Below are 1,713 nucleotides of genomic sequence, written 5' to 3'. Positions count from 1 at the left end.
CTCTCCACCCTCATCACCGCCGACGCGGGCGAACTGCACGTCGGCGGCCACGACATCGCCGTCAACCCGCAGGCGGTCCGCGCCGCGATCGGCGTCACCGGGCAGTTCTCCGCCGTCGACGGCCTGATCACCGGCGAGGAGAACATGCTCCTCATGGCGGACCTGCACCACCTCTCCCGCAGCGAGGGCCGCCGCACCGCCGCCGAACTCCTCGAGCGCTTCGACCTGGTGGAGGCCGCCAAGAAGCCCGTCTCCACCTACTCCGGCGGCATGAAGCGCCGCCTCGACATCGCCATGACCCTCGTCGGCAATCCGCGGATCATCTTCCTCGACGAGCCGACCACCGGCCTCGACCCCCGCTCCCGCCACAACATGTGGGGGATCATCCGCGAGCTGGTCACGGGCGGCGTGACCGTCTTCCTCACCACCCAGTACCTGGAGGAGGCCGACGAGCTGGCTGACCGTATCGGCGTGCTCAACAACGGCAAGATCGCCGCCGCGGGCACCGCCGACGAGCTGAAGCGGCTCATCCCCGGCGGGCACGTCCGGCTCCGCTTCACCGACCCGGCCGCGTACCAGTCCGCCGCCGTCGCCCTGCGCGAGGTCACCCGCGACGACGAGGCCCTGGCGCTGCAGATCCCCTCGGGCGGCAGCCAGCGCGAGCTGCGCTCCATCCTCGACTGGCTGGACTCGGCCGGCATCGAGGCGGACGAGCTGACCGTGCACACCCCCGACCTCGACGACGTGTTCTTCGCCCTGACCGGCTCCACCAAGGTTCCCAGCCAGCCCAACGAGCCCAAGGAGACTGTCCGATGAGCGCTCTCTCCCTCGCCGTACGCGACTCGTCCACGATGCTGCGCCGCAACCTGCTGCACGCGCGGCGCTATCCGTCCCTCACGCTGAACCTGCTGCTCACGCCGATCATGCTGCTGCTGCTCTTCGTCTACATCTTCGGAGACGTGATGAGCGCGGGCATCGGTGGCGGCGGCGCCGACCGCTCCGACTACATCGCCTATATCGTCCCGGGCCTGCTGCTGATGACCATCGGCAGTACCGTGATCGGGGCCGCGATCTCCGTGTCCATGGACATGACCGAGGGGCTCATCGCCCGCTTCCGCACGATGGCGGTCTACCGCGGCGCTGTGCTCGTCGGGCACGTCGTCGGCAGCGTGCTGCAGGTGCTGGCCAGTCTGGTCCTCGTCGGCGCCGTCGCCGTGGCCATGGGCTTCAGGTCGACGGACGCCACGGCCCTGGAGTGGCTGGCGGCGTTCGGACTGCTCGCGCTGTTCACCCTGGCGCTCACCTGGATCGCGGTCGGGATGGGCATGGCCAGCCCGAACCCCGAGGCGGCCAGCAACATGGCCATGCCGCTGATCCTCCTGCCGCTCATCTCCAGCGCGTTCATCCCGGCCGACACGATGCCGGGCTGGTTCCGGCCGATCGCCGAGTACCAGCCGTTCACCCCGGCCATCGAGACCCTGCGCGGCCTGCTGCTCGGCACCGAGATCGGCAACAACGGGTGGATCGCCGTCGCCTGGTGCGTCGGCCTCACCGTCCTCGGCTACCGCTGGTCGACGTCGCTGTTCAACCGCGACCCGAAGTAAAACCGCGACCCGAAGTAACCGCCATGACAGCGCCGACCGCCTCCCACAGCTCGTCCCGCCCCAGGGCGGCGTACTCCGACACCGCGTCGGCGTACGCCGCCCTGTCGGC

2 protein-coding genes are annotated in these 1,713 nt (G+C 69.9%); both read left to right on the top strand.

Going from position 1 to position 1,713, the window contains the following annotated elements; all coding sequences use genetic code 11:
- The coding region (locus tag H1D24_RS41505; protein WP_181662953.1) for an ATP-binding cassette domain-containing protein at positions 1-816 on the top strand (816 nt) is incomplete at its 5' end.
- Entirely contained in the window at positions 813-1,604 is a 792-nt protein-coding gene (locus tag H1D24_RS41500; protein ID WP_181662952.1) for an ABC transporter permease, read from the top strand. The genes H1D24_RS41505 and H1D24_RS41500, both read left to right, overlap by 4 nt.
- The last annotated feature ends 109 nt before the right edge of the window (positions 1,605-1,713 follow it).

Source organism: Streptomyces himalayensis subsp. himalayensis (genome assembly GCF_013778455.1).
Lineage (GTDB): Bacteria > Actinomycetota > Actinomycetes > Streptomycetales > Streptomycetaceae > Streptomyces > Streptomyces himalayensis.
Note: the sequence above shows the minus strand (reverse complement) of the source record. Positions and strands in the feature narration are given on the sequence as shown.

Bases quoted from the DNA above. Each gene is read 5' to 3' on its own strand.
- H1D24_RS41500 (WP_181662952.1), top strand. From the start codon at position 813: ATGAGCGCTCTCTCCCTCGCCGTACGCGACTCGTCCACGATGCTGCGC.